28 protein-coding genes are annotated in these 25,414 nt (G+C 57.5%); 10 read left to right on the top strand and 18 right to left on the bottom strand.

The features are described from left to right. Window positions 1-183: 183 nt before the first annotated feature. Entirely contained in the window at window positions 184-2,424 is a 2,241-nt protein-coding gene (locus KUA23_RS11175) for a putative bifunctional diguanylate cyclase/phosphodiesterase (protein ID WP_252993948.1), read from the bottom strand. Window positions 2,425-2,881: 457 nt separating this feature from the next. Beyond that, window positions 2,882-3,772 carry a LysR substrate-binding domain-containing protein gene (locus KUA23_RS11170; RefSeq protein WP_252993947.1) on the bottom strand — a complete coding sequence of 297 codons (891 nt, stop codon included), beginning with the start codon at window positions 3,770-3,772 and terminating at the stop codon, window positions 2,882-2,884. A 104-nt stretch (window positions 3,773-3,876) separates the two neighbouring features. Here KUA23_RS11170 and KUA23_RS11165 point away from each other — a divergent pair, with 104 nt between their 5' ends. Together KUA23_RS11165 and KUA23_RS11160 are read left to right on the top strand one after the other, a co-directional pair. Then, window positions 3,877-4,734, top strand: a complete 858-nt coding sequence (locus KUA23_RS11165; RefSeq protein ID WP_252993946.1) for an NAD(P)H-dependent oxidoreductase — start codon at window positions 3,877-3,879, stop codon at window positions 4,732-4,734. A 109-nt stretch (window positions 4,735-4,843) separates the two neighbouring features. Further along, a complete protein-coding gene (locus KUA23_RS11160; protein ID WP_252993945.1) occupies window positions 4,844-5,020 on the top strand; it encodes a DUF1330 domain-containing protein in 177 nt (58 codons plus the stop codon). 268 nt (window positions 5,021-5,288) lie between these two features. Here KUA23_RS11160 and KUA23_RS11155 read toward each other — a convergent pair whose 3' ends face one another. After that, on the bottom strand, window positions 5,289-5,654 hold the full coding sequence (locus tag KUA23_RS11155; protein WP_252993944.1) for a hypothetical protein: 366 nt from the start codon (window positions 5,652-5,654) through the stop codon (window positions 5,289-5,291). Between the two features lie 474 nt (window positions 5,655-6,128). Here KUA23_RS11155 and KUA23_RS11150 point away from each other — a divergent pair, with 474 nt between their 5' ends. Beyond that, the gene (locus KUA23_RS11150) at window positions 6,129-7,886 is read left to right on the top strand and encodes a sensor domain-containing diguanylate cyclase (RefSeq protein ID WP_252993943.1); all 1,758 of its coding nucleotides are present in this window, start codon (window positions 6,129-6,131) and stop codon (window positions 7,884-7,886) included. Window positions 7,887-8,320: 434 nt separating this feature from the next. Continuing rightward, a complete protein-coding gene (locus KUA23_RS11145) occupies window positions 8,321-8,752 on the top strand; it encodes a tetratricopeptide repeat protein (protein ID WP_078047880.1) in 432 nt (143 codons plus the stop codon). 189 nt (window positions 8,753-8,941) lie between these two features. Here KUA23_RS11145 and KUA23_RS11140 read toward each other — a convergent pair whose 3' ends face one another. From KUA23_RS11140 to KUA23_RS11130, 3 genes are all read right to left on the bottom strand, one after another. Beyond that, window positions 8,942-9,673 (bottom strand): hypothetical protein, encoded by a 732-nt coding sequence (locus KUA23_RS11140; protein WP_078047879.1) that lies wholly within the window; start codon window positions 9,671-9,673, stop codon window positions 8,942-8,944. 220 nt (window positions 9,674-9,893) lie between these two features. Next, window positions 9,894-10,535: an ankyrin repeat domain-containing protein gene (locus KUA23_RS11135; protein ID WP_157806790.1), complete on the bottom strand. Its 642-nt coding sequence runs from the start codon at window positions 10,533-10,535 to the stop codon at window positions 9,894-9,896. A gap of 500 nt (window positions 10,536-11,035) precedes the next feature. After that, window positions 11,036-11,446, bottom strand: a complete 411-nt coding sequence (locus KUA23_RS11130) for a hypothetical protein (protein WP_252993942.1) — start codon at window positions 11,444-11,446, stop codon at window positions 11,036-11,038. A gap of 217 nt (window positions 11,447-11,663) precedes the next feature. On the opposite strand from KUA23_RS11130, the gene KUA23_RS11125 reads away from it, so the two are divergent. Then, window positions 11,664-12,110 carry a hypothetical protein gene (locus KUA23_RS11125; RefSeq protein ID WP_078047876.1) on the top strand — a complete coding sequence of 149 codons (447 nt, stop codon included), beginning with the start codon at window positions 11,664-11,666 and terminating at the stop codon, window positions 12,108-12,110. A 165-nt stretch (window positions 12,111-12,275) separates the two neighbouring features. On the opposite strand, the gene KUA23_RS11120 is transcribed toward KUA23_RS11125, so the two are convergent. Together KUA23_RS11120 and pdxR are read right to left on the bottom strand one after the other, a co-directional pair. Beyond that, complete coding sequence (locus KUA23_RS11120) at window positions 12,276-12,527, bottom strand: hypothetical protein (RefSeq protein WP_012724084.1); 252 nt, start codon at window positions 12,525-12,527, stop codon at window positions 12,276-12,278. Between the two features lie 339 nt (window positions 12,528-12,866). Then, the gene (gene pdxR / locus KUA23_RS11115; protein WP_252993941.1) at window positions 12,867-14,384 is read right to left on the bottom strand and encodes a MocR-like pyridoxine biosynthesis transcription factor PdxR; all 1,518 of its coding nucleotides are present in this window, start codon (window positions 14,382-14,384) and stop codon (window positions 12,867-12,869) included. An 83-nt stretch (window positions 14,385-14,467) separates the two neighbouring features. On the opposite strand from pdxR, the gene KUA23_RS11110 reads away from it, so the two are divergent. From KUA23_RS11110 to KUA23_RS11100, 3 genes are all read left to right on the top strand, one after another. After that, window positions 14,468-15,130: an FMN-binding negative transcriptional regulator gene (locus KUA23_RS11110; RefSeq protein WP_252993940.1), complete on the top strand. Its 663-nt coding sequence runs from the start codon at window positions 14,468-14,470 to the stop codon at window positions 15,128-15,130. Next, the gene (locus KUA23_RS11105) at window positions 15,115-15,879 is read left to right on the top strand and encodes a sulfite exporter TauE/SafE family protein (protein WP_099493897.1); all 765 of its coding nucleotides are present in this window, start codon (window positions 15,115-15,117) and stop codon (window positions 15,877-15,879) included. The genes KUA23_RS11110 and KUA23_RS11105 overlap by 16 nt, the downstream gene beginning before the upstream one ends. Window positions 15,880-16,279: 400 nt before the next feature. Further along, a complete protein-coding gene (locus KUA23_RS11100; RefSeq protein ID WP_252993939.1) occupies window positions 16,280-16,783 on the top strand; it encodes a hypothetical protein in 504 nt (167 codons plus the stop codon). Between the two features lie 482 nt (window positions 16,784-17,265). Here the strand turns inward: KUA23_RS11100 and KUA23_RS11095 are convergent, their stop codons facing one another. Both KUA23_RS11095 and KUA23_RS11090 read right to left on the bottom strand, forming a co-directional pair. After that, window positions 17,266-17,466 carry a DUF6021 family protein gene (locus KUA23_RS11095; protein ID WP_078047871.1) on the bottom strand — a complete coding sequence of 67 codons (201 nt, stop codon included), beginning with the start codon at window positions 17,464-17,466 and terminating at the stop codon, window positions 17,266-17,268. 14 nt (window positions 17,467-17,480) lie between these two features. Next, on the bottom strand, window positions 17,481-17,660 hold the full coding sequence (locus KUA23_RS11090) for a hypothetical protein (protein WP_099493890.1): 180 nt from the start codon (window positions 17,658-17,660) through the stop codon (window positions 17,481-17,483). 113 nt (window positions 17,661-17,773) lie between these two features. Here KUA23_RS11090 and KUA23_RS11085 point away from each other — a divergent pair, with 113 nt between their 5' ends. Next, window positions 17,774-18,295: a DUF3087 domain-containing protein gene (locus KUA23_RS11085; protein WP_252993938.1), complete on the top strand. Its 522-nt coding sequence runs from the start codon at window positions 17,774-17,776 to the stop codon at window positions 18,293-18,295. On the opposite strand, the gene KUA23_RS11080 is transcribed toward KUA23_RS11085, so the two are convergent. From KUA23_RS11080 to KUA23_RS11070, 3 genes are all read right to left on the bottom strand, one after another. Next, entirely contained in the window at window positions 18,292-18,759 is a 468-nt protein-coding gene (locus KUA23_RS11080; RefSeq protein ID WP_252993937.1) for an MEKHLA domain-containing protein, read from the bottom strand. The genes KUA23_RS11085 and KUA23_RS11080 overlap by 4 nt on opposite strands. A 16-nt stretch (window positions 18,760-18,775) precedes the next feature. Further along, entirely contained in the window at window positions 18,776-19,906 is a 1,131-nt protein-coding gene (locus tag KUA23_RS11075) for an MFS transporter (RefSeq protein WP_252993936.1), read from the bottom strand. A 70-nt stretch (window positions 19,907-19,976) separates the two neighbouring features. Continuing rightward, a complete protein-coding gene (locus KUA23_RS11070) occupies window positions 19,977-21,341 on the bottom strand; it encodes an MFS transporter (RefSeq protein ID WP_099493888.1) in 1,365 nt (454 codons plus the stop codon). Between the two features lie 202 nt (window positions 21,342-21,543). Between KUA23_RS11070 and KUA23_RS11065 the strand changes: the two genes are divergently transcribed. Then, entirely contained in the window at window positions 21,544-22,269 is a 726-nt protein-coding gene (locus tag KUA23_RS11065; RefSeq protein WP_078047866.1) for a carbonic anhydrase, read from the top strand. A 3-nt stretch (window positions 22,270-22,272) separates the two neighbouring features. On the opposite strand, the gene KUA23_RS11060 is transcribed toward KUA23_RS11065, so the two are convergent. From KUA23_RS11060 to KUA23_RS11040, 5 genes are read right to left on the bottom strand one after another with little or no spacing between them, the layout of a single operon-like run. Continuing rightward, entirely contained in the window at window positions 22,273-22,722 is a 450-nt protein-coding gene (locus KUA23_RS11060) for an alpha/beta fold hydrolase (protein WP_252993935.1), read from the bottom strand. Then, the gene (locus KUA23_RS11055; protein WP_100491057.1) at window positions 22,715-23,464 is read right to left on the bottom strand and encodes an HvfC/BufC N-terminal domain-containing protein; all 750 of its coding nucleotides are present in this window, start codon (window positions 23,462-23,464) and stop codon (window positions 22,715-22,717) included. Before KUA23_RS11055 ends, KUA23_RS11060 begins: the two co-directional genes overlap by 8 nt. Then, window positions 23,461-24,285: an MNIO family bufferin maturase gene (gene bufB, locus KUA23_RS11050; protein WP_252993934.1), complete on the bottom strand. Its 825-nt coding sequence runs from the start codon at window positions 24,283-24,285 to the stop codon at window positions 23,461-23,463. Before bufB ends, KUA23_RS11055 begins: the two co-directional genes overlap by 4 nt. 55 nt (window positions 24,286-24,340) lie before the next feature. Further along, the gene (bufA2, locus tag KUA23_RS11045) at window positions 24,341-24,613 is read right to left on the bottom strand and encodes a BufA2 family periplasmic bufferin-type metallophore (protein WP_016979675.1); all 273 of its coding nucleotides are present in this window, start codon (window positions 24,611-24,613) and stop codon (window positions 24,341-24,343) included. 26 nt (window positions 24,614-24,639) lie between these two features. Next, on the bottom strand, window positions 24,640-25,401 hold the full coding sequence (locus tag KUA23_RS11040) for an alpha/beta fold hydrolase (RefSeq protein WP_252993933.1): 762 nt from the start codon (window positions 25,399-25,401) through the stop codon (window positions 24,640-24,642). Window positions 25,402-25,414: the final 13 nt, after the last annotated feature.

Raw genomic sequence — 25,414 nt, 5'->3', positions numbered from 1 at the left:
CGCTTAATGCGTCCACGGCCAGGCGTGTTGAGCAGAGCTTGGGTCTAAAGCGCTCAGTTTCCCAAACGCTTCTGGACCCGGCAAAAGATCTGAAGCGCTCAACAGGAACGCTCCAGGACCGAAGTGGCAACTGAAGTGTGGTTCAGGGCAACCGGACTCGTTCGAATCTGAAGATTCGCCTTTTCAAACTTCGGAACAGACAAGATCGGGCGTCAGGGACCGGGACGCGCGAAGGCTTAGGAAGGCTTCGAGGTCAGCATAGGGCATCGGTTTAGCAAAGTAATACCCCTGAAAAACATCGCAGCGACCGCCCTTGAGAAAATCCACTTGAGACTTGGTTTCCACACCTTCGGCGACCACCGTCAGGCTGAGGTGATGGGCCATGGAAATAATGCCTTGGGTGATCGCGGCATCGTGATGGTCGGTAGCGATATCCCGGATGAAAGAACGGTCAATCTTGATTTTGTCGATGGGTAAGCGCTTGAGGTAGCTGAGGCTGGAATAACCGGTGCCGAAATCATCGAGCGCAATGCGTACACCTAGAGCCTTGAGCTGGTGCAACGTGTCGATCGCCTGCTCAACGTTATGCAACAGGAGCGACTCGGTAATCTCCAGTTCCAACTGCCCGGCGCTAAGTTCGTACCTGTTCAGCACTGCCTGTATACACTCGACGAACTGCCCACGCTGGAAATGCATCGGCGAAATATTCACGGCCATCGAGATGCCTGTGATGCCCTGCTCGCCCAGTTGACGCAACTGCGCGCAGGCCGTATCGAGTACCCAAAGGCTCAGCGGGATGATCTGACCACTGTCTTCAGCCACTGTTACAAACACCGCTGGTGAGATAAATCCTTTTTCCGGATGCTCCCAGCGCAGCAAGGCTTCGATCCCGACCACCTGCCCCGTGCGTGCGTCTATCTGCGGTTGATAATGCAGCTGGAAGGATTGAGTTTCGATAGCCTTTTGCAAGTCATTGCGCAGGCTCGCGTGCTCGCAAACACGTTGATTGAGCTCGCTGGTGTACCACTGAAAGTTGTTGCGCCCTTGCTGCTTGGCTTTGTACATGGCCATGTCAGCCTGCTGGATCAGTTGCATCGGCTGCTCAATGTGACCATCGCTCAGGGTGATGCCGACACTTGCACTCACATGCAGGTCAATGCCCTGGATGCAGTAGGGTCTGGCAATGCTGGCCATCAAGCGCTCGGCGACTGGCACTGCGTCCTCGTCACGCAGCAGGTCCGGCAGCAGCACAATGAATTCGTCACCGCCCATGCGCACGATGGTGTCACCGGGACGAACTTGCTGGGTCATGCGTTGCGACACTTCGATCAGCACCTGATCGCCGAAGTAATGCCCGATCGAATCGTTGATGGATTTGAATCCATCCAGATCAATGCACATTACCGCCAGACGCCGATTACGCCGACGACTGATGTGGCAATCCCGAACAAGTCGCTCTTCAAGCGAAACACGGTTAAGCAAACCGGTCAGCCGGTCATGGCTGGCATTGAAGCTCAATTCGCGTTCGAAATTTTTCTGTGCGCTGATGTCCCGGGCAATGCCGAATACTCCCACAATCTCTCCGTTGACCATGATGGGCAGGTTGGAGATATCCATGGTCAACAGTTGCTCACTTTCGTCGCGAAGCTGTGCCTCGAAGCGCTGAGGCGATCCGGCACGGGCTGCGCAAAAATGCTGACTAACCCGTTGCAGATCCTCATCGAGAACCAGATGGGAAAAGTGATGACCAATGAAATTGACGGCCGTGTGCGGTTTCAGCTTCAGGCCTGCAGGATTGACGCTCTGGATGTTGCCGGCCAGATCGAGGGCGAACACCGGGTTGGGGTTATAGGTGAACAATGAACGAAAACGTTGTTCGCTCTCCTCCAATCGCCGACCGTCACGCTCATGACGGATCGCAATGACTGCCAGTTGCGCGGCAAACACCAGCTGTTGAATCTGCACCTCGTCCGGCGCATGGATACTCTTTTGGTACAGGGCAAATGTCCCCAACACCGTTCCTTCATGGGAGAGCAAAGGGACTGACCAGCAGGAACGCAGGTCATGCCCCAGCGCCAGGCTGCGGAAACGTTCCCAGTTCGGGTCCCGTGCGATGTCTTCGGTGACTACAAGCTCGCGCCGGAACGCTGCTGTGCCGCAGGTCCCTTCCTGCGGACCAATAGCCATTCCATCTATCGCCTCGCTGTACTCGGCCGGCAGACCTGGTGCCGCGCCGTTGAGTAAGTGCTTGCCCTCTGCATCCGCCAGCAGGATAGAGCAGTAGGTTTCGGGAGTCTGTGTGTCGAGCATCTGGCAGATGGCGCAGAGTACATCGCCCAGATGCTGATCGGTCGCGATCATGCCGAGAATGTCACGTTGCGATTGGGGGAAGGTCTTGCTCTGAAAGCTTGGACGAGTATTCATGGTGATTCCTGAAGACTCTCGATTCGTCCGGTCTTCAGAGAGCCAGAAACAGTAGCGGGCCGATCACTGTCCACTTGTGCGTCGGATATACACTCTATAGAGCGTCGCCCCGTTAAAAACAGACTCAGATCTAACAAAAAAAGCAGGATCACATTGTTGCCGTCTGGCTGACTTCGCTGTCTCGACTTTTGGAAATCCGCCCTTTTACGGACGTTCACGACACCGCAGGTGGCCACATCGAACGCTGCGATTTTCAAGCCTGATTGTTCACCCGTGGCTACGGCGTGGGCGATGCCAAGACGACGCCGCACCCTAGCGATTTCGTCCGCGCCCTACGGACCGCTCTACTGGAGTCCCGTCATACTCCCTATGGCCGAAAGCAGTCATTTGTGGACGGCAGCTATCGGCCAGAAGCGGACTTTCGTGTGCAACCTTTTCGGCCGAAAGCGGGCTTCGATTACCCTTCGTCACCACTGCAATGAGCAGCGGCGGTCAACCAATCCCGGAATTGCCGTGCAGCCGCAGTGAGAGGCCGATCTTTACTTGTGACCAGGTAATATCCCTTTCCAGTATGCAGTTTGTGTGGAAATAGCTGGACTAGGTTGTTTTTATTCAAATCTTCCTCGACAAGCCATGGACTGGTCAGCACCAAACCCTGACTTCGTCTAGCCGCATCAATGGCCGTTTCCGACTGGTCGAAACGTAGATGGCTTGTCATGCCATCGAAGGAAAGGCCCACCTGTGCGAGCCATCGCGACCAATTTGCGTGCGAGGTCGTTATTAGCAGAGTCGCCCGCGTCATATCCTCCACATTTACCGCTTGGAGCCAATCCCGATAAGCGGGGCTGCAATACACGCTCACTTCGTCAGGCAGCAGCAACAGAACATTCAAATTACTATCTTGGCCGTCGAAGTATCGGACGGCCAGATCGTATGTGTGGGAATTGAAATCCACGTTGTCTGCTGAAGCGCTGAGATGAAGGCTCAGGCCAGGATATCGACCCGTCAGCAAGGGCATGCGTCTTGCGAACCAAGTGTTGGCGAACGCTGGCGGCATGCTCAAACGCACCTGCGATTCGACACGACGCTGTAGCGTTGCATTGGCTTGGTCAATTTGCTGCAGCGCAGGCTTTATCTGTTCCCAATAGAGCGTCGCATATTCGGTTGGTTGCAATTTGCGCACGATGCGTGCGAACAAAGGAACGCCCAGCCAATCCTCAAGTTTACGAATCTGCTGGCTCACGGCACCCGGTGTGACAAACAGTTGCTGAGCAGCCAGCGCTGCGCTACCCGTTTGCATAACAGCGTCAAAGCAGGCAATGGCCTTGAGCGGAGTGTCAGATCGCATAGATTAGTAATTCTCTCTTATAGAGATAAAACAGATGGTTTGTACGGCATAAGCGACGCCCTGACAATCACATCGTCAATCGTACAGCCATGCAGGTGCCAAACATGAACATTCTGATCATCCACGCACATCCCGAGCCCAAGTCATTCAACGCCGCCATGACACAGACCGCTGTGCGCACTTTTGAAGCGCTGGGGCATAACGTCCAGGTCAGCGACTTGTATGCCATGGGTTGGAACGCCACGCTTCACCCGGACGAGTTCGGCGATCGTGCTGATGCAAACTATTTTGATCCGTCCAGTGAACAAGAGCATGCGCAGGCCAATGCGACAGTGTGCCGCGAGGTCGAGCGTGAGCAATCCAAAGTTGCCGAGGCAGACCTGGTAATTTTTCAGTTCCCCATGTGGTGGTTTTCCATGCCAGCAATACTCAAAGGATGGGTCGATCGGGTCTTCAGCCGTGGTTTCGCGTATTCGTCTGGCCGAAAGTATGAAACCGGACACCTCAAAGGCAAACGCGCGATGCTAAGCCTTACCACAGGTACGGCCAGCACACTGTATGAGCCAAACGGCGTTGATGGGGATCTGCACCATATTCTGTGGCCCATTCATAACGGGATTCTTGCCTACACCGGTTTTACTGTACTGCCACCTTTTGCCGCATGGATGCCGGCGCGAGTGAGTCAGTTGCAGCGCGAACAGTACCTTCAGGACTACGTTAAGCATCTGTCTAATCTGGACGAACTCCAACCCTTGTTCTTTCATCCCCGTCGAGATTACGACGAGCATCAACAACTCAAGCCAGGGGTCGTCGCTCGATCCGGTGTTCAGTGGAACCCACGCGCAAAACAGACCTTCGAGGGGGCGGCAAACAGTTTTGCACAGCGCCGTATTCAAGATGAAAAGAACTCACAAACTGCACGCTTCAACCAGATTAACGCCTCACTGGAGAATCCACAGTGAAAGGCTCTTGGATCATTCTTGGAACGGATGTAATCGACGCTGATGCATAAAAAAATAAAGCCAGCTTTGGGCGCCGATTTGTAAGAAGTACGGCGCCAGCGTCAGGCTTTTGGATCCAGGCGCGCTGCCAGAGTCAATGACCAGCAAACGTGTATTGGTTGTTGAGTTCTCGAGTTATGAACAGGCCAAGGCCTGCAATATTGACCCTTATTACGCTAAAGCCAAGTCGGTTGCGTTTCTCGCTTATAAGCGAGAAATGATAATTATCGAAGGTAACTTGGCATAAATTTTTGCGGGGCTGTTACATGAGAAAGCCAGTTGATGGCATGGCCACAGGAATCATGGTTTTGCTGTGTTTGGTCTGGGGAGCGCAACAGGTCGCAATGAAGGCAATTGCTGAGGATGTGTCACTCATGGTGCAGGTCTCATTACGGTCTGGAGTCGCGGCACTTCTGGTATGGATCGCAGGCCGGTGGATATTTCGCGAAGCTTGGCTGCCGACCCATAGCAGTCATCTGAACCGCATTGATCGACAGAAATGTCCACCGCCAATCCTAAAATCGTGAGGGTGGCTCATTTCCGGTCTTGATATTCGAAAAGACCTCATCTGGATCTGCCTGACACCAATATCTGAACAGAAGGCGAGGTTCGGTATTTCCGAAATATTGATCAACGGTGCTGTCGGGCGGCACGGTCAATTTAGGTGCTGGCCATTGCTGCGCTAAAACACCTATTGGTTTGTCAGACGACCAAATAATCCAAGTAGCCTTGCCTCCATAGATACCCGGTAAGTAGCCGGCATCTTGTATCACTTCGATTAAGGAGCGCAGCGTTGCTGATGGATCGAGTCTGATCGACGTCGCATGGCTTCCCAGATCATCTCCTGCATGAACGCTATCTCGATCAATGGCAACTTCCAACGTGACTACTCCTTTTTTGCAGCTGTGCTGCCACTAGATCGTCCAGCGTAGAGACATCAACGGCTACCTGTCCACAGTCTGCTTTTGGCCGGTTGCTGCCCTTTGTGGCAAACCGAATTCGGCCAATAGACGCCCCTCGTAGTCGACTCGGCCCCTTGCCTCCAGCAGCAGCCAGCCAAATCGTAAACATAAGTCTGTAATCAGCAGCTGGCTCGTTATGGCACGAGTCGGGTTAACGGGGGTAGGTGAACCTGAGCTATTTATTCACCACATGGGGCTGGTCATCGCCAGCCAATACCGGTGACTCGAGTCCGTCCCCTTTCGATTCCACTGAGACAACGGTAGTGGCTGCCAGCCAATTCGTCACGGCTTAACGAAATGATGACGGCAGAAAGCTATTATTGTTAAGTTTTTCAACCCCAAGCCGATAATCGCCAGGAGGCACAACTCGCACCCCGGAGTGGAGAAATCCGAATGTTGTCCAGCAGATCCAAGTCGTCAGAAGGTTCCCGAGACGAGCGCTTCGACGGCCTGCTCCATATGGTCAGGCGGCAGTTCGGTGTTGTGGCCGTCCTGCTAACAACCGGCGCCCAGGACCTCCAGCGTTTTTGCGCTGGCGCCGGCCCAATTGCGCGCGACACACTGCCAGACCTCCACATGCCGCTTCCCTCCAATGCCAATGCCCATACATTGCTGCTTGTGCCCGATATCAGCCGCGACGAACATCTGCGCAATCACCAGCTGACAAAAACGTTTCCCGCGCTGCGCTTTCTCGCCGTCTGCCCCCTACAGGCTCCAGATGGAGGGCAGCTCGGCCTGCTCTATCTGCTTCACGACCAACCCCGCGAGCTGGATTCCGAGCAACAGAAAGGTTTGCAGGAGTTCGCTCAATTGGCGGCAGGGGCGCTTCTGCTAAAGGAGTCGGATCGAGCAGAGTTTGAGCTTCCGAGCGAAAGCGAGCGACGTAAGACGCTGGCCATCGCCACTAGCGGGACTGGTGTCTGGGACCGAAACATGCTCACAGGCAAAGTCAACTATTCCGATAGTTGGAAGGCCTTGCTGGGGTACAACAACAACGAGATCGGCGACGACGTCGCGGAGGCATACACCCGCATCCATCCCGCCGACTTCGCCTACGTGCTGGCTGTCTACCAGGAGGCCATCGACGGGCGCACCGAGATTTTCGAAGTGGAGCACCGACTACGCTGCCGGGACGGCAGTTACAAGTGGGTCTGCAGTCGCGGCAAGGTGGTGGAATATGACGGCGCCGGCAACGCCGTGCGCATGGTCGGAGCCACCACCGACGTCACTGCCATGTACGCCCTGTCGGAACAGATACAGCTGAACGCCGCGCTGCTGACCGACCTGACCAACGAAATCCCCGGCATGGTTTTCCAGAGTCTGCGGCATGTGAATGGACAGTATAGCTTTTCCTTTGTCAGCATAGGGGTCTGCGACATTTACGGAGTGAAGCCGGAGCAACTGATGCAGGATGCCGACATGCTGCACATGATCATCCATCCGGACGATCTGGCTGCTTACCTCGGCTCCCTGGAGGCGTCTGCGAGGGATCTCAAACCTTGGAGCCTAGAATACCGGGTACTGCTGCCCGGTGGGGGCGCCGCTTGGCGTCAGGGTGCTGCGCGTCCCAGGGCATTGGCGGACGGCAGTGTGCTCTGGCACGGCATCATCACCGATGTCACCGAGCGCAAGCTAATCGAAGCAGAACTGCAGGTGCTCGCCAGCACGGATTCCTTGACGCAACTCTCCAATCGTCGTCATTTCATGCAGCACCTCGAAAGCGAGTTGGCGCGGGTGCAGCGCTCTGCCAGCTATCCCGCGGTAATCCTGATGTTCGACCTTGACCACTTCAAAGCCATTAATGATCGCTGGGGCCATTCGGTAGGTGATCTCGCGCTTCAGCACTTCTCGGCCATTCTCTGCACACAGCTGCGCAGAACCGATGCCGCCGGTCGCATGGGCGGCGAAGAGTTCGCAGTGGTGTTGAGCAATGCTTGCGTCGACGAAGCCAAAATCTTCGCCCAACGAGTCCAGGATGAGCTGGCCATTACGCCATTAGGCCACGGAGACGAATGTCTAACACTGGCGGTCAGCATAGGTATCGCCGCCCTCCATTCAACCGATGTCAGCGCTGAGGCCAGCCTGTCACGCAGCGATAAGGCGCTCTATCGCGCAAAGCGTGCTGGGCGCAACCGCATCGAGTGTTATTGAAATGTCGGGAGGGATTCAGACCTCAAAACAGCGACACACTAAGACGTATCGAGCCACCACCGCGCCGCCTGCACAAACGATACTCATCATTTCAGCATGATTGGAAAAGCATCTAGTCTGTAGCGTTCCAGCGATCGTATGCTTTTGGCCGACTGCTGCCGGTCATGAACGAAAAACATCAGCCTTTTCGGTGATGAATTGGGACTGCTAATCCTGTAGGCCATGTACTACTTGCCCTACAGAGCCGACCCGATAGCTGCGTACCAATTTTGTGCCGACATGAGTCCATGCAGCGACGCGCTGCCCCTCACGACAGGCGGCCATCGGCCGTTAGCTGGCCTGTATATCGTCGTGATTTTTACGATTGTTTATCGCCCAGCCTGGTTGCAAAATCGGCGGCTCACGCGGTTGAGCCTTATAGACAGGGAGTTCAGATGGAAACTTTCGAATTGGATGACTTGACCCATGAGCAGATCAAGGCGTTTTGCCAATTGGGTGATGAACATCTGGAAGGCGGTGATTTCAAGGCTGCCCTCGGTGAGTACAGCCTAGCGTGGGAGTTGATACCAGAACCCAAAAATAACTGGGAAGCGGCGACATGGGTGCTTGCCGCAATCGGCGATGCCTGTTTTCGGGGAGGATTCTTTACCTCCGCAAAAGAGGCCCTTGAGTATGCGATGACTTGTCCCGATGCAGTCGGCAATCCATTTTTGCATTTGCGTTTGGGCCAAGCACTGTACGAGAAAGAGGAAACTGATCGAGCCGCCGATGAGCTTATGCGAGCATACATGGCGGCTGGAGATGAGATTTTTGACAACGATGACCCCAAGTATTTCGCGTTCCTAAAAACGCGGGCCGTGATTTAAAAATCGGAATAGCCGATAGCAACAGCTCGACGGCGGCAGTAGTTGGCCGACAGTGGCCGCCCATGACAGACTGCTTCCGGCAAGTCTTTGATCGTTGGCACCCCATTATCTGACCCAATTTTCGATGTTGATAATTGACTAATTTTCGCCTAAAAATCCTTCTGGTTTAGGTCGTAGTTGTTGATACGACTACCACCGCCTCCACCACGCCTTCTGAGCAACCAGCTTAGGCGCTAGCAAGGCGATCTGAGAGCGTGCAATCTTTATCGGAGCGACCTCCATACCATCGAAGCTACCTAGACCCAGAGGGGGACTTTCTGCTTTTAGAAAGCGAGTGGTTTCTGATGAAGCCACCGCATGCAGTAACGACGAAGGCGCTATATTCCGACTCAATACGTGAATGCCACTCTCTGGGTCATGCAGACCACTCACGTCGGTGCCTTCAACGCCATCTATCAGAAGCGGCTGGATCATGACCGTCCCAAGCTCATAGGTGATATCCAGATCACCGCAAACGCAACGCAGCCTTTGCAGTTCACCATTCGACGATACGCACACAAAATCCAGCCCGTCGTCATCCGTGCAAAAGCTGCAAACGTATAACTGAAGGCTCTTGCTTAGCGCTAAATTCACATTAAGGAAAGCTCTCTTGAAGTAGTCTGCTAGCTGAGCATCCTTAAGCAATTTGTATATCCGCGATAGAGCTGCCAATTCTTGAGGGAGCTCAAGCGGTACATCCTTGATCGGGGGCATAGACGTAAAGGGCCATTTCCGTTCTTCGCCAGCCTTGAACGTGTCTAAGTAGAACGACGTGGCGCTTTCATCCTGGTGCAATGACCACCCAATGCTCATCGGCAAGGTAGAAAGTAGTTCTAGCTCCGGCATCACATTCATCGCATGAGCAACGACAAGGTACCCCATTGTTTAGGTCCTTCAGGTATAGGGCTGAATCGCCCCAAGCATAGTCGATACTTGAGTGTGTGCTATTGGCCGGTAGCGTACGGTAGGCGCTACGGCGCAGGCGCACCATTTCGCTAACGTGGGCAGTTGCGAGGCGCCCAGGTTAGCCTACCCATTACAATCAAGTCATCGCGTCTAGGCGATACGACGTTAGGCAGCCCGCTAAATAAAGTCCAGAACCCTAGCTCTTCAAGTACTCATCCATATCCAGCTCGGGAAACTTGCGCGTCATGAACTGCAGAGCATCCGGATCCCGGTTGTCCCGATAACGTCGTACGGCATTCAGGACATCGATTCCGCTCCACATCTCGGTCCATAGGATTTCGGGTTGGTGGCGCAGCAACACCTTCAGTGCTTCCAGAGAAGTACTGCCCAAATCGGTCACATATCTTGCCGCTGAATGCCCTTGACAGTCGACAGCATGAATATCGGCTCCCGCCTGCAACAGGCGCTCCATGATCTCGGGGTGACGTCTGTTGGTCGCCCACATCAAGGGCGTCAGTCCACGAAAAATCGGGTCCTTGATGGGCTCGTCCGGATGCTTACCAGCCGATAACAGTGCTTCGACCACCATCAGGTCACCATTCATCGCTGCTTTCGCCAACGTGCCATCCTCGGCATACATACCGCCACGTCGCACTAGCTCCACAGCCAAGGCGGATTGCTTGTAGCCAATTGCACAACTGAGAGCGGTTTCTCCCCATTCGCCACGCAGATAACGCAACCTCCACGGCCGCGCCAATTGCAATGCAGCTTGGTCATTGCCAAGTTCGATCTCTTGAAAAAGTCGAGAGCGAATGGTTCGGCGAAACCAATGGTTCAAATGGTAAGAATTACAGTGTTCTGGAACAGTGAAAACGAAAGTTCTCCACCCAGGAATCCGTATAACGAAAACACTTGGCATCATGCACCCGGCGCTAAAATAGATAGCCAGATGCTATCACTGCACGTTTCAATCCAGAATCCTCAGCTTTTGCTTGTACTCCTGAAACGCCTTATTTGTGCCGTCGCGGCCGACGCAATGACGCATTACCAAAAAGCGCAGGCCGATAGCAGCACCAGCGAATTCATCTGAGAATCTCGGCAGTTAGGCCAAATGGGAAATTGGTTGGTACGAAATTGGTACTAAGATCGTTGGCTTAGGATGAAGTCCTTGTAAACGTTGGGCCAGGGGAGGAGTCAGCCCAATCCATCACCGAAAAGGCTGATGTTTTTCGCTCGTGACCGGCACGAGTCGACCCAATGGGGACACCAGTTTCCGGAAGAAATCGGCGAAAAGCGGCTTCCGATCAACAATGGAATCTCAGCTTCTGTGATTCACACCTACAAGCCGCATAGGAGTTCGCGCCTCACCTGAAGAGCAATTGCTGCGAAGCCCTTTCCAGTACCGCGCTTGTGGGGCGCGTAGTCCTGATTAGCAGAAACATCCTCCCATTGACTCACCGATTCCACGTACCTATGAGTGTCATCGGTATCAATTTCAAACTCTATGAACCGCTCTGCGTGAGTGAGCAAAAGACCATAAAGGCTGGGCATACCGGGAAAGTCGACTTCAAGATCCAGTACTACGGTTTCTGACCATCTAATGCCTTTCGACTCGCCATAGTTTTTTAAGGCTAGGGGAATCCCTCTGGCCAACCAATCTTTGGCGGTTACCATGAGTCGGTGGGCCACAAGAGCATTTTGCTCTTGCACGTTCAGTTGCCGCTTTTTTAACAGACGGTCAATGTCCACTTCAATCTCCTAAAAAATCGTCGCTTCCAGAATGACGATGACCTATCAAACGCGCAACGACTCAGGCGATTCCCACCTTCACGCTGCCACCCGGTACGCGCGGGGCGTAGCGACGTTACGATGCCTTTACCGAAAGACGTCTTTCGACCCAAAGCGGATAGTGCCTGTAGCTGAAGTTGACCGACCATAAGTCCGTATTGCAGCATGGAATTGAAGTGTGGCGCCGCTGATCGGCCACTCTGTAAGCGCGACCTTCGCACCTAACCGGAAGAAGCTCATGATCATGGTGTTATCGAAAGTCGAACTCAAGGAACTTTCCGTGAAAGCGGAAGCAGAGGGTTTAACGCTGAGTGATCTAGCCCCCATTTGCGAAAGGTTCGGCGTTGCACCGCATGATGTTCTGAACGGACTGTCCGTCGCGGTTGCGGAAGGCTATCTCCAAGGATCTCTACCCTATGATTTTTGCGAGGGCGTTATGAACGGGATCATAAATGCTGTGGTTGAAGTAGGCATGACTAACAATATGCCTCAGCCCGCTTTCTCGCTTTACCAAGCATTCGATCAAGGTGAATGGTTCCGCAGTAACGACCCACCGGAAACTGACCCCAGTGAGAAATACACGAAGTATGTGGTCGGGGAAATAATGCGTACCCTGAGAGACTAGCTTTCACAGATAGAGACGTTTCCGCTTTTCGGCCGGAAGGTAGTGGATCGAACGCCGCCTTTGGCCGACTGCTGCCCGTCACCATCGGCAGAAATCGGCCAAAAGCAGTCCCTAACACCTGAGAATTAAGCCAAGCCGCGAAGCGGTGTCGGCTTGAATGAATTGTCAGGCCACGGCCGTTCCAGCTGGGATCCAAAGATCATCGCCCTCAACATCATAGGTGCGCTGCTCGCAGCCACCGTCTTTGCAGCGGACATAGGAAAGCATACGGGTCGCGCCATCGCTGTGCGCCACCAACCAGTAGTAAGCATAACCATCATTCGAAAACTCGCTATCTGGCCAAACTTCGATACTGGGATGAAATGCACTAAGGCGAGAGAACACTTCCGTCGATTTAATCATGGGTATGTCGGACATACTCTTTCCTGCGGTTAATTGTTTTGGGATTCAAATTGGCCGAGTATTAAAAACATCACTAAAAGCCTGCCTCAGGTTGAACCCCTTCCGCGTGCTTCTTCTAGGTGCGCAAAATACTGGTCAGACATTAATTTTATTGCGCCGGAGGCACTTAGTTCGATCATGCGCCGATAAGCGTCCGCTTTTGGCCGATTTCTACCGATGGTGACGGGCAGCAATCGGCCAATAGCGGCCCTTCCGCCCAGAACCAGTTTCACTCTTAGCAGCCACTCAAGCCGACCACTTTTTCTAATTCGCCTTATCTCTACCTATTAAATTAGCTCCTGTTCGAGCCGCACCTTAGATGACATGGTCATCTACTGATTCGGACCGAGTTCCAAGCTCTTTAACCTCCCGAACCACCGTACCAAGAATGCCGATCCCTTCATGAATCTGCTGCGTTGTCAGGCCGGCATAGCCCAAAATGAGCCCTGCCGATCGCTCGTATTCTACCGACGCGGGTTCGGCAAACAGCGGCGAAAGCGGATATACGCCAACCCCGCGTTCGAGCGCTATCGCCTGCAACGTCGGCTCATCCTGAGCGCGAAGCGCGGGTAGCGTTAATACGCCGTGCAAGCCCGCCGCCATGCCGGTCAGTTGCCCATATTCCGCCAGATGTTGTTCAAAAGCCTCCAGTAATGCCCTTCGCCGCAGTTCATTCTCCCGCCGCAGGCGGCGAACGTGACGCTCATAGGTTCCACTTTCGATCAATGAGGCGAGCACGTTTTGCTCCCAGCGCGGTGAGTGTCGATCGGTCAGCCGTTTTGCTTCACGGAAAACGTGAACCAACTCGCGTGGAAGAACCAGATAACCCAACCTGAGTTGCGGTGAGAGTGCCTTGGAGAACGTTCCGACATAAATGACGCGAGCATCTGCGTCCATGGATTGCAGTGCGTCGATAGGCCGCTGGCCATAGCGAAACTCGCCGCCGTAATCGTCCTCAATGATCCACGCGCGATGTCGCCTCGCCCAACTCAGCAGTTCGAGGCGACGTGCGACAGGAAGCACCGCCCCCATGGGAAACTGGTGCGACGGAGTGACAAAGGCCAGACGCACGCGATCACCTTCCGGCAGAGCATTTGTATCCAGTCCAGAGGCATCGACGGGGATGGGCAACGCCGTCGCGCCCGTGGCCTCAAAGCAATATCTGGCCATTCGGTAGCCAGGCTCTTCGAAGACAAATGCATCTTGCGGGTTCAGCAAAAGCCGGGCGCACAGGTCAAGTCCTTGCTGCGAGCCATGCACTACGAGTATTTGATCCGCATCACACGCCAGACCGCGTGCGCGTCGCAGATAACCTTGCAGCGCATTGCGCAAGCGCTCTTCCCCTTCGGGGTGGCCGTAAGCGAGGCTCGGTTGACGCTTGACTAGTTCGGAACGGTAGGCGCGCTGCCAACCCAGCGCCGGAAAATCCCTGGAAGCGACCGAGCCGTACCTGAAATCGATGCGGGCTTGTGGTGACGCCATGTTGTACGGCGTCATGATGGCCACTCGTTGCCCGTAAAGGGAAAGCACTGGCGGCAGTTCCTTTTGCTGCGCCGAGTCCCCTTGGGCATAACCGGATTGGGTGCTGATTATGCTCGCCACCGTGGCGGCTTTGCCCACTGATGTCAGTACAAAGCCTTCGGCCGCCAGTTGCTCGTAAGCCGCCGTTACCGTGGTTCGCGACACGCCGAGTTCGGCCGCGACTGCCCGCGTCGACATGAGCCTCGTGCCGGCGGCAAGCGTGCCGTCTTCTATCTGCGCGCGCAGCCTGGCATAGATCCGACGTTGCGCGCCGCGGGAAGATGCACCCGGATTGGCTGAAAACTGGCCCATGGAAAAACCTCGAAACTGGCACTTTCGATGATGCAGGTCGTGGTCGACATTATGGACTCCCAACAATCCGTAGTGAAATCCCCATGTACATTCCCGAACACTTCGCAGAGCACCGCCCGGAACAGTTGCACCGAATTATCCGCGACAATCCGCTGGGCATCCTCGTGACTGAGGGTGAATCCGGCATGGATGCGGACCACATTCCCTTCGAACTCGATACCGGCCACGGAACATACGGGCTGCTGACCGCTCATGTGGCCCGCGCCAATCCTGTGTGGCAACGTTGCGCCGGCGGAACGCCTGTCATGGTGATCTTCAGGGGGGCAGAAGGCTACATTTCGCCCAACTGGTATGCGTCCAAGCACGAGACGCATCGCCAGGTTCCCACATGGAACTATGAGGTGGTGCATGTGCATGGCGTCATGCGCGTGATGTCGGAAGAAAAGCTCCTGCGTCGCACCCTGGCCCTGCTGACTCGCCACCAGGAGTCCAAAGAGATCAAGCCCTGGAAGATGGGCGATGCGCCGCGTGAATACCTGGACGAGATGGTGTCGAGAGTCGTCGGTATCGAGATCGAAATGCAGTGCGTTGAATGCAAGCGCAAGCTCAATCAAAACAAGTCGCACGCCGATCGCTTGTCTGTGATCGCGCACTTGCGCGAGCGCGGGCACGTTGAGCTTTCTTCGATAATGCTGGCCAACCTTGAGCAGCCGGATCAGGGGGTAGCACCGTGGACCTTGAGTTGACCACCACCACGATTCTGGTGACCTTCGCCGGAGTTTTTTTGATCTGCTTTATGAAAGGTGCCTTCGGTGGAGGCTTCTCCATTGTCGGCATTCCGCTGCTGTCGCTGGTGATGGATCCGCTCACAGCCGGCGGTCTGCTAGCGCCGTTGTTTATCGCGATGGACCTGTTCGGCCTGCGTTACTGGAAGCCATCCACTTGGTCCAAACCCGACTTGATGCTGTTGTTACCAGGTCTGATTGTCGGCATCGGTGTCGGCTATCTACTCTTTCGCGTCATGGATCACCGCGCAGTCGCCTTAGTGATGGCAGCGATTACCCTAATTTTTGTCGGCCTCTGGTTCAAGACCGGCGGGGAAATCAGGGTCAGCCAGCGCTCATCGCTCAAGGCGGTGTCCGCAGGCGTCACCTCTGGGATCACGACTATGGTCGCACATTCTGGTGGGCCACCATTAGCGATGTACCTGTTGCCACTCGGTCTAAGCAAGAAAACCTATGCCGGCACCACCAGCATGTTCTTTACCGTAGGCAATCTGCTCAAGGCCGTGCCTTGGCTGCTGTTAGCCAGGCCCACCGGTAACGTGCTAAGCCTGATGGTCATCTGCCTGTTAGCAGTTCCAAGTGGTGTCTGGCTGGGCTGGCGATTGCACACCAAGCTGGATCAACGCCAGATGTACCTTGCCTGCTACTGCCTGCTCGTAGTCACCGCGGTGAAACTTCTGTGGGATGGCATAAGTGGCTATATCGTCTGAAAATGCCTCACCACTATGAGGCCTAACGTTACGGCCATTACCCAACTGATTGAATCGCCCCTGATTTCATAGGCGCGTTCAATTGTCTGACTTTTGCCAATTAGCCAGTTCTGAAGGACGGAAGCGGGTTTGAAGCCACCTGACCCGACCGGCGGCTTCTGGCCGATTGACGCCTGTCGTGAGGAGCATGGCGTCACTGCTTGGAAGTAGTGTTGGTACGAAAATGGTACGCAGCTTTCAGGCTGGCTCTGTAGAGTAAGGAATACGTGGCCTACAGGATTAGTAATTCCAATCCATCACCGAAAAGGCTGATTTTTTTCGATCATGGCCGGCAGCAGTCGGCCGATTGTGTTGAAAAAGTCAGCTTCGAATTCCACGCCAGAAAAGTACGCGCCTGAGATTGAAATCTGAATTTTTTGCAGAAGTTTCAGTACTCGGATTTCACGTAGCAGCGGGCAACAGAGGTGTGTTCATCCATCAATATTCGAGTATTTTGGGAACACCGACTTTTTCAACACGATCGGCCGATTGCAACCATTCGCCTAATTCCGCTCCCGACCCAGAACAGCTCATCACCAATGACCGCATCCAAAACATCGCCTTGTCATCAGGCAACAAGCCCGTCCCCCCGATGATCAGCAATTACCTAATCACGAACCCGATGCTCCGTATAAACCTGAAGCCTACAGCCTGGAACCTCATTGGGCGTCATTGTCGTGTACTGAACAGTATCCACATCAATAACCTTGTAGGAGTAGACATTGTATTTCTTGGCACCTACGGCATCGAACAGCACATGATTTTTCCGAGTGATCCAATATCCTCCGCGCTTGTGTATCTTGAGCGTCCTGGCCGGATCCCTAAAAAACAACGTTCCAAAACGTCCGTCGGCTGTCATCAATGACGTCCAGGCAAGGTACGGGCATTCGGCAGTGGGATTGCGCTCACCTTGCCATCTACCGACTAGGGCCGGGTCCTGTGCAGCACAACCTGTCAGACCTGCCAGGACAAGCCCAATCACAGTATTTCGTATCACTCTTGCGGGTTCCGTCTTGAATTTCGCGGTTGCGAAAAAAGCACCTTAGTACTGCCACAGGCCCAATCATGAAGTGGTTGTGCGTTGCCACTTTCAGTATTCAGTTAGTATTTGAATGCGGTCCAGTACATCGTCCATCGCACCCTCGGGCACGCACTCTACGCGCTTGATGCTTCGGGGCTCAAGGTTGACTGCGCGGGCCTGAGCGCACAGCTACCACACGCACTTGAAACCAAGCTTTTTGACCACGCAAAAAAAAACGCCAACCGATGTCAGCGTTTAATAACACATGCTCAAGTCGAGCGCTCACGCTCGCAGAACCGAAACGCTTAACGCGTCCCCTACCCCGCCTACGGCTTCAAATCACCCAACGGATCATAGGCCGGCTTCTTTTCATCCTTGTCTTTCTTTTCCTTATCCAGCGGCGCAATCGCCGGGCCGATGGGATCGACTTGCGGGTCCGCCACGTCGGGCGAATCCGGGTCGAAACCCAATTCGTCCTTGCCACTTGCATGCTCGCCTGAAGACGGGCCTTTCGGCGTATTACTCACGGCGTTCTCCTTTTTCAAAGTGGGCGGGCTTTGTCGTGCAGGTTTTCCAGGTCTTCCTCGACGCGCTCTACATCCTCATTGTCGTCGCGCTCTTTCGGGTCGTTGGGACGCAACGCATCGTTGTCGCGCTCCTCTTCGCCGGGTGTGCGGTCAGGGTTCGGGGTGCCGGGGGGTGGTTGGTTGTAGTCAGACATGATGGTTCACCTCATAGGGTCTACACAGGTTTAGAGAAACCGCCCTGCGCCATCGTTCAACTTGTTTGCCCAGGCGTGAGATGATGCGGGCCCCTTCTGGAGACATGAACCGGATGTTCGAGCTCAAACCCTGCGACCCTGTGACCTTCCGCCAACAGACCCGGCGCAGCACGCTGATGGTCGCGGTGCTGTTCCTGGCCCTGGCCATGTTGCTGTCGACCCTGGCGGTGATGCTGTTCGGCGAGCCTGGCGGTGACAATTTCCGCTTCAATGTCGGTGGCGTGTTCGCCGGGGTGCTGATCACGCTGGCCCTGGTGCGTGGCCCGTTCTGGACCCAGCCGTGGCTGGCGCCGGCGGTGTATGGCTGGCAACTCAAGCGCTGCCTGATGAGCGTGACCAACGTGATGCACAAGGTCACCGAGCGGGTCCAGGCCAATGACCCGACGGCAATCAAGGTGCTGCGCTTCTATCACTTGGGCCTGACGCAGATGCATGAGTTGGATGCCAATTCCAGCGCCCAGGTGCAGTTGGTTGCAGAGGTCGAGGCGCACAAGGCCAAGATGCAGGCGCTGGGGATCGATACCGAGCAAACCCGGTTCGACCCCGCCTGGCTGGATGCCTTTAAGACCGCTTAAGCCAACACGCCGATGCGCTGTGCGTCGGGCCAGAACAAGGCCGCCTGGCCGCACGCTTGGCCGGCGTCATCGAGCAGGGTCCACACCACGCCGGCGTGGATCATGAACGGCTGGTCGTGCGCATCCACGCGCCAGCCGCTGTAGCCTTGGGCGATGCCATTGGCGGTGACTTGCTCCAGCAGCACCTGACGCGCGGCGCGGTCGAGTGCCGAAGCGCTGTAGCGTGAGGGCATGCCGATGAAGGTGTCGCGCGGGTATTTGATGCACTGCAGGGCGCAGTCATTCACGTAGGTAAAGCGCGGGTCGGCGCCGCCGTCATGGGCCAGCAGGCTGTAGGGCGCGTCGCTGTGCAGCCAGGCCAGGCGCTGTTGCGGGTCCAGATGCTCGGGGGCCGGCAGTCCCTGGCCGGTCCAGTGTCGATACGCCGCATCCAGCAGGCTTACGAAGTTTTCTTGAAGGGACACACACAACCTCACCGTGTCAGTTGGAAGTTTTTGCCCGCCAGCAGAACACCGCGCTTACCGCGATCGCCGCGCCCGCCAGGCCAAACACCCAGGGGGCCGAGGCAATCGGCAGCAGCAGGCCGGCCAGCAATGGCCCGAGGCCGGCGCCGATATCCCGCCAGACGGCATTCGAAGCCAGGGCCGAGACGCGCATCGAGCCGGGATTGCGCTCGGCCACCAGGGTGGTCACCAGCGGCAGTTGCAGCGCGCGCAGCACCAGCACCGCCGCCGCGCCGACGATCACCCAGTAACTGCCAAACGCGGTCAGGGCCAGGGCACTCAGGAACGAAAACAGCAGCAGCATCGACGTGGCGCCAAAGCGCTGGGCCGCGCGCCCGCCCAAGGGGCTCAGGAGCATTTCCGAGGCGTAACGCAGCGCCATCAGGCCTCCGGCGATCAGTACTGCATCGCCGCCCAGCAGCTTTTGCGCTTGGATCGACAGGCCGAAGATAAACAGCCCATCCAGCGCCACCCCCTCGATAAACGACCACACCGCAACGCTGTCCGGCCACTTGAAGCGCCGCCCCGGCGTGGTGTGCAAGTCATGCCCCACCGTAGGCAAGCCGCGCGCCATCCACAAGCCCACCAGGCAGCACCCGGCCAGAATCAGAAAGATCGGACGCGGCCCGGCCCACAGGGTCAACCAGCCGCCCAGCGGCAGCGCCAGCATCGGCCCGAGGGCGATCAGCGCGCGGGAACGCCCGGCCCGGCGTGCGGCACCGGCCGGCTCCGAAGTGGCCAGCACTTGGGTGGACAGGTTCAACGCGGCAAAGCACAGGCCCCACACCAGGCGCAGGCAGAGCAAGGCGGCGAAGCCGGACAACACCGAATTGCCCAAGGCGCACAGGGTCGCGGCGCCAGCGGCGATCATGCAGGTCAGGCGGTCGCCGTTGCGTGAGTAGAAATTGAGGACATGCCGGTAGCCGAAAATCCGCACCAGGCGGTTGGCCGCCAGTAACACACCGGCCTGGGCCAGGGTGATGCCGAAGGCTTGGGATTCCATTGGTAGCAGCAGGTAGAGCAACACGTCACTGGGCAAGCATAAAGCCAGGGTCAGCGCGGCGCGGCGGGAGTGTGTATCAGCGGTGCGGAGGGCCAGGCTGGACATAAATCTGAAACATCCCGAAATACTCAGGTCGCCACGGTAGCCTTCCACACCGATGTTTTACAACGCCCAATCACGGCTTTTTACCGTAGGGCAACAAACGCAAGCCACTGGCCACTGCGCCAACCAGAGCAAAGCCGCAGCCCAGCCACAGCGCATAGTGCGGCCCATTGCCCAAGGACAGGTGGAAACACAAGGCCACCAGCGACGCCCCCAGTGTTTGCCCCAGCAACCGCGAAATCGCCACGATGCCACTCGCCCCGCCACTGCGGGCCAACGGCGCGCTGGTCATCAAAGCCTTGAGGTTGGGCGACTGGAAGAACCCGAAACCGGCACCACACAGCGCCATGCGCCAGCCGATATCAAACGCCGAGGCGCCGTTGCCCAGGGTGGCTAACGCGGCCATGCCCACGCTGAGCATTAACAAGCCGATGCCACACAGCAGCCCCAGCGACACCCGGTCGGCCAAGCGCCCGGCCACCAATGCCATCACCGCCACCACGGCCGGCCACGGCGTCATCAGGAAACCGGTTTCCACCTGGCTATGCCCCAGCACCGCCTGCAGTAAAAACGGCAGCGACACAAAGGCCAGGCCCTGGGCGCTGAACGCACAAATAGCGGTCAAGGACGACAAGGCAAATACCGGGCGCTTGAACAGGTCCAGCGCCAGCATCGGCGCCGGGTGCCCGGCCTGGCGCCGCAACAGCAAGGCGCCGCACACCAGCGCCACGGCGATCAGGCCCAACGTCAGCGCACCTTGGGCACCATGCACCGCCGTGCCCAGGCCCAGCACCAACAAGGCAAACAACCCGGCACACAACAACGCTGCGAATCGGTCAAAGGCATGCCCGGTCATGGGCAACGTTGGCAATGAACGCAGGCCCAGCACCAAGGCCAGCAAGCCCAGCGGCACGTTGATCAGGTACAGCCAATGCCAGGTCGCCACCGACAGAATCGCCGAGGCCGCCGTGGGCCCCAAGGTAAACGCCAGCCCCACCACCAGTGAGTTGTAGCCCAGGCCCCGCCCGAGCATTTTCGACGGGTAGATATGCCGCAACAACGCCGTGTTCACGCTCATGATCGCCGCCGCCCCGAGCCCCTGCGCCACGCGCGCGGCCGTCAGGGTGACCAGCGAACCCGCCAGCCCGCAAAACAGTGACGACACAATAAACAGCAGCAACCCGCCGAGATACACCCGTCGATGCCCCAGCACATCACTGAGCGACGCAAACGGCAGCACCGTGGCGATAATCGCCAACTGGTAGGCATTGACCACCCAGATCACCGAGGCGGAATCGGTGCCAATCCCCTCCGCCAGGGTCGGCAAGGCCGTGTTGACGATGGCCGTGTCCAGGGTCGCCATGCCAATCCCCAGGGAGATCGCGAGCACGGCCGGCAGGCGTTTATTGAGGGGCAACCCATCGGCAACAGAAGACATGAACAATCCGCGCAGGTGACAAAGGCCCCTAGATTACGGGCAGACCGTTTTTTTTTCAGTGACCGATGGCCTGGCTGTCAGAATTTTCATGTTGATGGCCACGCGATTCCCGCCAAAAAAACGGACAGTGCCTACATTTCCCCCCCGACCATTCTTTGCACCCTTGGCGTTTCTTCTCTTAACGAACCGGAGAACGCCGCCCATGCACAAGCAGCCACCCCTGACCCACGACCGTCGACAATTCCTACGCCTGGCTACGGTCGGCGCTGGCGCCCTGATGCTCACGAGCGCGTTACCCGCAGCGCTCGCACACGCCTCGCCGACACCGAAAGCGGCCAATAACCTCAACCCACAACAAGCCCTGGCCAGGTTGATGGAAGGCAACGGTCGCTATGCCGAAGGCGTCACCAAGCGCCATGAATTCATGAGCGAGCGCGAGGCGTTGGAGGGCGGGCAGAATCCGTTCGTGGCGGTCCTGAGCTGCGCTGACTCACGCATTACGCCGGAATACGCGTTCGATACCGGCCTCGGCGACCTGTTTGCCGTACGGGTGGCGGGTAACTTCGTGACCGACGACGGGCTCGCCAGCCTCGAATATGCGGTGGCGGTGCTCGGCACGCCGTTGATCATGGTGCTCGGGCACGACAGCTGCGGCGCCCTTGCCGCCGGGGTGAAAGCCACCACGGACAACGCCACGTTCCCCGGCAAGATCCAGGGCCTGGCCGACGCGTTCAAGCCGTCGGTGCGCAAGGTCTTGAAAGCGCCTGGCGATCTGCTTGCGAACGCCATTGCGCAAAATGTCAGCGACACGGTAGCGCGGCTCAAGGCCGAGTCGACGCTGCTGGCGGACGCCCTGGCCGCTGGCAAACTGCACATTGTCGGCGGTATCTACAGGTTGCACAGTGGCCGGGTCGAGTTGATCGGCTGACCCTCAACGCCAGTGCCCGGTGCTGGCCATTAACCCCACGGCTTGCGCAAAACCCGCCTGGGGTGCGATGTTCAGCGTGACCAGTCCGACACAGCGGCTCGGCTTCAACGTCGCGGCCCGCGCAGCGATCCGTGCGCCCTGCTCCGCGCCGGCGAATACCGCTTCGGGGATGTGCAGCGCATTCATCAGGTCGAGCACATCCTGGCCAAGTACAGCGTCGTCTGCCGTGCGCAGGTACGGGACGATCACCCGAAACCCCTGGGCCGCCAGCGGCGCCGTCACCTCGGAGAACGCACTGACATCCGCCCCCAGCAACATGATCGCCCGGCCCTCCTCTGGCCCAAACTGTTCATAACGGATCTCCTGGTCATCGGTGCTCACCTGTTGCACCGCCAACACCGGGGCGGCCATGACCACCGCCGCCAGCAGCAAAAAACCACGACGATCAAACATGACTCACCCCCACAATCAATTCACTGCCCAGCCAACCGGCCAGGTATTCACCGGCCTGCATCACGCCGGCCTCTTCGCCAAGACGTTGCACCAACCACTCGCACAGCCCGGCGAAACGGCCGTCGGCCTGCACGTGCTGCAACGCTTGAAGTTCTTGCACATCCACCTGGCGCAGTCGCGAGGTGAATTGACGCCGCCATACCAGCAAGCCGCCCGCCTGCTCCAGCATTACCGCCTCGGGCGCGGGCGCGTCCTGCCACAATGCCGACCAGATGGCTTCGGCATTGGTGCTCAGGCCATGGCAGCGCAGCGACGGTGTCAGGTGCAGCACCGCCGTGTCCCAGTCCAGCTCGGCCAACGTCTCCAGCGCCAGAGGCTGCGCATCGGCGGCCACAAAGGCGTCGTTGAGGGCGGCCTCGATCCAGGCCAGCTCATGCACATCCGGATTGCGCGGGAACACGGCTTTCAGGGTGGCGTAGAACCCCTCGGGGTACGCGTCCAGGGTCCAGGCATGGGGTGGATGGTTGTCGATATGGGTGATGCTCGCGGCCAGGAAGGCGTCCTCGCCCAGCCAGCGGCGCAGATTGGGAAACGCTTGTTCCAGGCAACCCACCAACTGCGCGCGGTAGTTGTTCTGGTACACCGCCAGGCCGGCGTGATGATTGCCCAGCGACTGCGCGGATTCATCCGACGCGCTCACCAACCAGTCGCGAAAGGTCTGCTGCAGTTGCGCCAGGTTCATCGCTGCGCCCCCAACGTGCGGGCCATGGCCAACTCCTGGAGCAACTCGGCGAGCGGCGGGATTTCATCGTCGCGCTCGATCATGGTCGCCACCGGGCCCAGCCGGGTCATGGCCTGGGCATACAGTTCCCAGACGCCGGTGCACACCGGGCTGTCATGGCTGTCGATCAAGATGTCGCGGCCCTGGCTGTGACCGGCCAGGTGCACCTGGCGCACACGTTCGGCGGGAATACCCTTGAGAAACGCCAGGGCGTCGAAGCCGTGGTTGCTGGCGCTGACGAACACGTTGTTGACGTCCAGCAGCAATTCGCAGCCGGTGCGCTGGGCCATGGCCGCGATAAATTCCCACTCGGTCATGGAAGCGCCTTCAAACGCCAGGTAGCTGGAGGGGTTTTCAAACAGCATCGTGCGGCCGAGCACCTCCTGGGCCTGATGGATATTGGCGCAGACTCGGTCCAATGCTTCGTCGGTGTAGGGCACGGGCAACAAATCATGGGCATTGAAGCCACCACTGCGCGACCAGCTCAGGTGGTCGGAGACAAACAGCGGCTGGACCTCGTCCACCAGCGACTTGAGGCGCTGCAGATAGTCGGTGTCCAACCCCTCGGCCGTGCCGATGGACAGGGACACCCCATGCAGCGCCACCGTGTAGCGCTCGCGCACCTGGCGCAGGATATGCCGGGGCTGGCCGCCCGCGACCATAAAGTTTTCGGAGATCACTTCGACAAAATCCACGGGCACCGAGGTCTCCAGGAAGTCGCAGTAGTGCTCCTTGCGCAGCCCCAGGCCGTAGCCTGAGAAGTGTGGGTTGGATGTCGACATGGCGGATCTCCGCTAAGAATAAGTGGCGAGCCCGCATGGGGGCTCGCCGGGTGGATTACTTCGGTTCAGTCAGGGTGCCACCGGCCTTCAGGCACTCGGACGGGGTCTTGACGATCACGCCTTCGCCCTTGCAGCTGTTGAGGCCCTTGCAGTCGTTCTTGGCGGTGGCGCACAGGCTGGTGCCTTTGCAGGTGTTGACGCCGTAGCAGCGGCCGGGTTTTTCCTGCTGGTCGGCGGCGCTGGCAGCGGTGGCAAACGAGGCGGATGCCATGGCGATCAGGGCAGCAGCGGCAGCGAGGCTCAAGCGGGATTTGAGTGCAGTGTTCATGGGTGTTTCTCCGGGGTTGGGGTGAATTACTTGATAACGGAAGCAGCGTCTTCGATGACCTTCGCCACAGCCTCAGGCTGGGAGATGTACACCGAGTGGCTGGCCTTGATTTCGGTGACCTTGGAACCGGCGCGCTTGTACATCCAGCGCTGCAGGTCCGGGCTCAGGGCGCGGTCTTCGGTGGAGACCACCGCGTAGGTCGGTTTTTTGTGCCAGGCCGCGGCCCACACGGTGCCGCCGAACAAAGCGGTAGTCGCGGGCACTTGGGAGGCGGCCATGAAGTCGGTGCGGTTGGTGGTCAGGTCGGCGGCAAAGTCGGCGTTGAATTTAGTGCGGTCGAAGAACAGATGACCGTCGCGGCTGGCCTTGATGTCATCGCTGGGCGCCGGCATCGAGCCGATCAACTGGGCCATGTTCTCGCCCACTTCCGGCTGCAGCGCCGAGACGTAGACCAGCGACTTGACCTTGTCGCGGTCGCCGGCAATCGAGATCACCCCGCCACCGGAACTGTGGCCCACCAGCACCACTGGGCCGACTTGCTGCTCCAGCACTTCGCGCGCCTCGGCCACATCGGCGGCCAGGCTCTCGTGGCCCTGGTGCACCACCGTGACCTTGTAGCCCTTGTGAATCAGGATGTCGTGCACCACGCGCCAGCCGGAACCGTCGACAAACGAACCGGGCACGATCACCACGCTTTTACCGGTGCCGGGCTGCGGGGCATCCGCCGCCTGGGCCAGCATCGGAACCGCCAGGGTCATGGCAATGGCCAGGGAAGAAAGCATACGCATTGGAAATCTCCAT

It is taken from the genome of Pseudomonas pergaminensis (assembly GCF_024112395.2).
Taxonomy (GTDB): domain Bacteria; phylum Pseudomonadota; class Gammaproteobacteria; order Pseudomonadales; family Pseudomonadaceae; genus Aquipseudomonas; species Aquipseudomonas pergaminensis.
Note: the sequence above shows the minus strand (reverse complement) of the source record. Positions and strands in the feature narration are given on the sequence as shown.

What these genes read in the sequence shown, in the direction of transcription:
- KUA23_RS11175 (WP_252993948.1), bottom strand. Translation starts at nt 2,424, where the DNA reads ATGAATACTCGTCCAAGCTTTCAGAGCAAGACCTTCCCCCAATCGCAA.
- KUA23_RS11170 (WP_252993947.1), bottom strand. Translation starts at nt 3,772, where the DNA reads ATGCGATCTGACACTCCGCTCAAGGCCATTGCCTGCTTTGACGCTGTT.
- KUA23_RS11165 (WP_252993946.1), top strand. Translation starts at nt 3,877, where the DNA reads ATGAACATTCTGATCATCCACGCACATCCCGAGCCCAAGTCATTCAAC.
- KUA23_RS11150 (WP_252993943.1), top strand. Translation starts at nt 6,129, where the DNA reads ATGTTGTCCAGCAGATCCAAGTCGTCAGAAGGTTCCCGAGACGAGCGC.
- KUA23_RS11145 (WP_078047880.1), top strand. Translation starts at nt 8,321, where the DNA reads ATGGAAACTTTCGAATTGGATGACTTGACCCATGAGCAGATCAAGGCG.
- KUA23_RS11140 (WP_078047879.1), bottom strand. Translation starts at nt 9,673, where the DNA reads ATGGGGTACCTTGTCGTTGCTCATGCGATGAATGTGATGCCGGAGCTA.
- KUA23_RS11120 (WP_012724084.1), bottom strand. Translation starts at nt 12,527, where the DNA reads ATGTCCGACATACCCATGATTAAATCGACGGAAGTGTTCTCTCGCCTT.
- pdxR (WP_252993941.1), bottom strand. Translation starts at nt 14,384, where the DNA reads ATGGGCCAGTTTTCAGCCAATCCGGGTGCATCTTCCCGCGGCGCGCAA.
- KUA23_RS11110 (WP_252993940.1), top strand. Translation starts at nt 14,468, where the DNA reads ATGTACATTCCCGAACACTTCGCAGAGCACCGCCCGGAACAGTTGCAC.
- KUA23_RS11090 (WP_099493890.1), bottom strand. Translation starts at nt 17,660, where the DNA reads ATGTCTGACTACAACCAACCACCCCCCGGCACCCCGAACCCTGACCGC.
- KUA23_RS11085 (WP_252993938.1), top strand. Translation starts at nt 17,774, where the DNA reads ATGTTCGAGCTCAAACCCTGCGACCCTGTGACCTTCCGCCAACAGACC.
- KUA23_RS11075 (WP_252993936.1), bottom strand. Translation starts at nt 19,906, where the DNA reads ATGTCCAGCCTGGCCCTCCGCACCGCTGATACACACTCCCGCCGCGCC.
- KUA23_RS11070 (WP_099493888.1), bottom strand. Translation starts at nt 21,341, where the DNA reads ATGTCTTCTGTTGCCGATGGGTTGCCCCTCAATAAACGCCTGCCGGCC.
- KUA23_RS11065 (WP_078047866.1), top strand. Translation starts at nt 21,544, where the DNA reads ATGCACAAGCAGCCACCCCTGACCCACGACCGTCGACAATTCCTACGC.
- KUA23_RS11060 (WP_252993935.1), bottom strand. Translation starts at nt 22,722, where the DNA reads ATGTTTGATCGTCGTGGTTTTTTGCTGCTGGCGGCGGTGGTCATGGCC.
- KUA23_RS11055 (WP_100491057.1), bottom strand. Translation starts at nt 23,464, where the DNA reads ATGAACCTGGCGCAACTGCAGCAGACCTTTCGCGACTGGTTGGTGAGC.
- bufB (WP_252993934.1), bottom strand. Translation starts at nt 24,285, where the DNA reads ATGTCGACATCCAACCCACACTTCTCAGGCTACGGCCTGGGGCTGCGC.
- bufA2 (WP_016979675.1), bottom strand. Translation starts at nt 24,613, where the DNA reads ATGAACACTGCACTCAAATCCCGCTTGAGCCTCGCTGCCGCTGCTGCC.
- KUA23_RS11040 (WP_252993933.1), bottom strand. Translation starts at nt 25,401, where the DNA reads ATGCGTATGCTTTCTTCCCTGGCCATTGCCATGACCCTGGCGGTTCCG.